3 protein-coding genes are annotated in these 2066 nt (G+C 63.0%); all 3 read left to right on the top strand.

The genetic code is table 11. The features are described from left to right. Positions 1-540 (top strand): hypothetical protein (locus MUO23_06420; GenBank protein MCJ7512590.1); only part of this gene is annotated, 540 nt, incomplete at its 5' end. A gap of 86 nt (positions 541-626) precedes the next feature. Continuing rightward, a complete protein-coding gene (locus MUO23_06415; GenBank protein MCJ7512589.1) occupies positions 627-1238 on the top strand; it encodes an META domain-containing protein in 612 nt (203 codons plus the stop codon). Positions 1239-1244: 6 nt separating this feature from the next. Further along, positions 1245-1922 (top strand): DUF1345 domain-containing protein, encoded by a 678-nt coding sequence (locus MUO23_06410; GenBank protein ID MCJ7512588.1) that lies wholly within the window; start codon positions 1245-1247, stop codon positions 1920-1922. The last annotated feature ends 144 nt before the right edge of the window (positions 1923-2066 follow it).

Here is a 2066-nt window from a genome sequence, read left to right as displayed (position 1 = left end):
GGCACTGTTGAGATCCCCGAATCCGCTGCCGTAAACGTGCGCGGACGTTCCTATAAGATCCTGGCTGATGTCGAGATCACCGATGCAAACTGCTCGGGCGTGATCTTCGCCCACGGGTCGCGCTTCGGCGGTCACGCGCTGTTCATCAAGGACAAGAAGCTGTATTACGTCTACAACTTCCTCGGGCTCAAGCCCGAACAGAAGTTTGTTTCAGGTGAACTCAAACCCGGCAACTACACCCTGGGCATGGAGTTCATCCGCGAGGGCATGGGCCAGTTCCACGAGTCTACCGGCACGACCAAGCTATACGTGGACGAAAAAGTGGTGGCTGAAGGCGCGATGCGGGCGCAGGTAGGCAAGTTCAGCCTGGGCGGAGATGGCCTGTGCGTCGGCCGTGATAGCAGCGATCCCGTTAGTGAGGAATACAAGGCACCTGGCGAGTTCAAAGGCGGGACGATCCTCGGCGTGGGAGTGACCGTCGAAACGGCGCAGTATCTTGATCTTGAAAAGATTGCAGCGGCAGCGTTCGCCGTCGACTAGCGTCGGCTAGCAAGCACGTTTCAGATGGCTGGGTACAGGTCACATGGTTGTGACCTGTACCCAGCCCGCGGAGAGGACGCTAAATCATGAAACGCACCGTAACAGCAATCTGGATCGTCGTCGCAGTTCTGGCGGTCTCGTTGGCCTGTGTGGGTTGGGTTGCATTCAGAAACAATCAGGCCAGCGCGCTGCCGACAACCATCCCAGCTACGGTCAGTGCGCCGACTGCCAAACCGAGCGCAACCAGCCTGCCGCCAACCGCCAAACCGAGTGCGACCAGCCTGCCGCCAACTGCCAAACCGAGCGCGACCAGCCTGCCGCCGACAGCCACGGTCAACCCGGTTCAGAATATCACCTGGGAGTGGGTGAGCGTGATGGAGCAATCGACTGGCTCCAAGACGGTCGTGCCCAACCCGGGCAACTACACCATCAGTTTCTACGCGGATGGCACCCTGGGTGGCGTGGCTGACTGCAATACATTCAAGGGCTCCTACTCGCAGAAGAGTGGCTTCACGATCAAGATTGGCGTCGCCACAACGTCGTACTGCGGTGAGGCTTCCCTGGATCAAGAGTACACTCAGCTCCTGGACAACGTGGCGGCGGGCGGGCCGGATGGCGCCGGCGGCCTGGCACTGGAGACGGCAGGCGGCGCCCAGCGCCTGCTCTTCAAGAACGGGGGTGCGGCGCCGAGCCCATAACCCTCGATGGACGAGCACACGTCGAGCACCCGGCGGATTCGCCTTTCGCCCCACGCCACGGTCGTCCTGGTGCTGGTCTTGACGATGTGGGTGGAATCCGGCATCTCGTTCGGCCTGATGTTCGGAGCCCTTCGGACCGAGGGCGTGATGTCGCTCGAGGTTGCCTGGGTGCTCCTGCGCCTCGGATCCGTTCTGGCCGTGCTGTTCTTCTGGGCTCGGGGCCAGAAGCGGCGTCTGTTCCAGGCGATCGTCTTCGCCAACGTTGTGCTGAGCCTCGGGCTGGTGGCCAGCACGGGGAGGCTGATCGATGTCCTCGTCGTGCAAGCGCACCTCGACGCCGTCGCACTCCTGGTGGACGTCGTCCGGCTCGCCGTGGTCAACGTACTGTCGTTCTCCATCTGGTATTGGATCATCGATCCGCCGGGAATCGACGAGGCGGAGCCCGCTTCGGCACCGTGGGAGATCCTGTTCCCCCAGCGCGTCAGCCCGGTGCCAGGCCACGAAACCTGGGCCCCTCGCTACACCGACTACTTGTACCTGGCGTTCACGACGTCGATGGCCTTCAGCCCGACCGATGCCTTGCCGTTGACGCGGCGCGCCAAGGCCTTGATGCTCCTCCAGGCCGCGCTTTCCCTCATCACGATCACGGTGATCGCCGGATCGGCGATCAACATCCTGGGATGAGCGGCGCAGGGGCGGTTAGACGAGGCCACAGCAGATCCCTCGCTGCCCCCTCGCTTCTCCCTCGCTACCGCTCGGGACAGGCGCTCCGGGCAGGCGCTCGGGATGACATATACTCGCGGGTGGGAGCGGCACGGGCGCGGGAAG

The sequence above is a fragment of the Anaerolineales bacterium genome (assembly GCA_022866145.1).
GTDB lineage: Bacteria > Chloroflexota > Anaerolineae > Anaerolineales > E44-bin32 > PFL42.
Note: the sequence above shows the minus strand (reverse complement) of the source record. Positions and strands in the feature narration are given on the sequence as shown.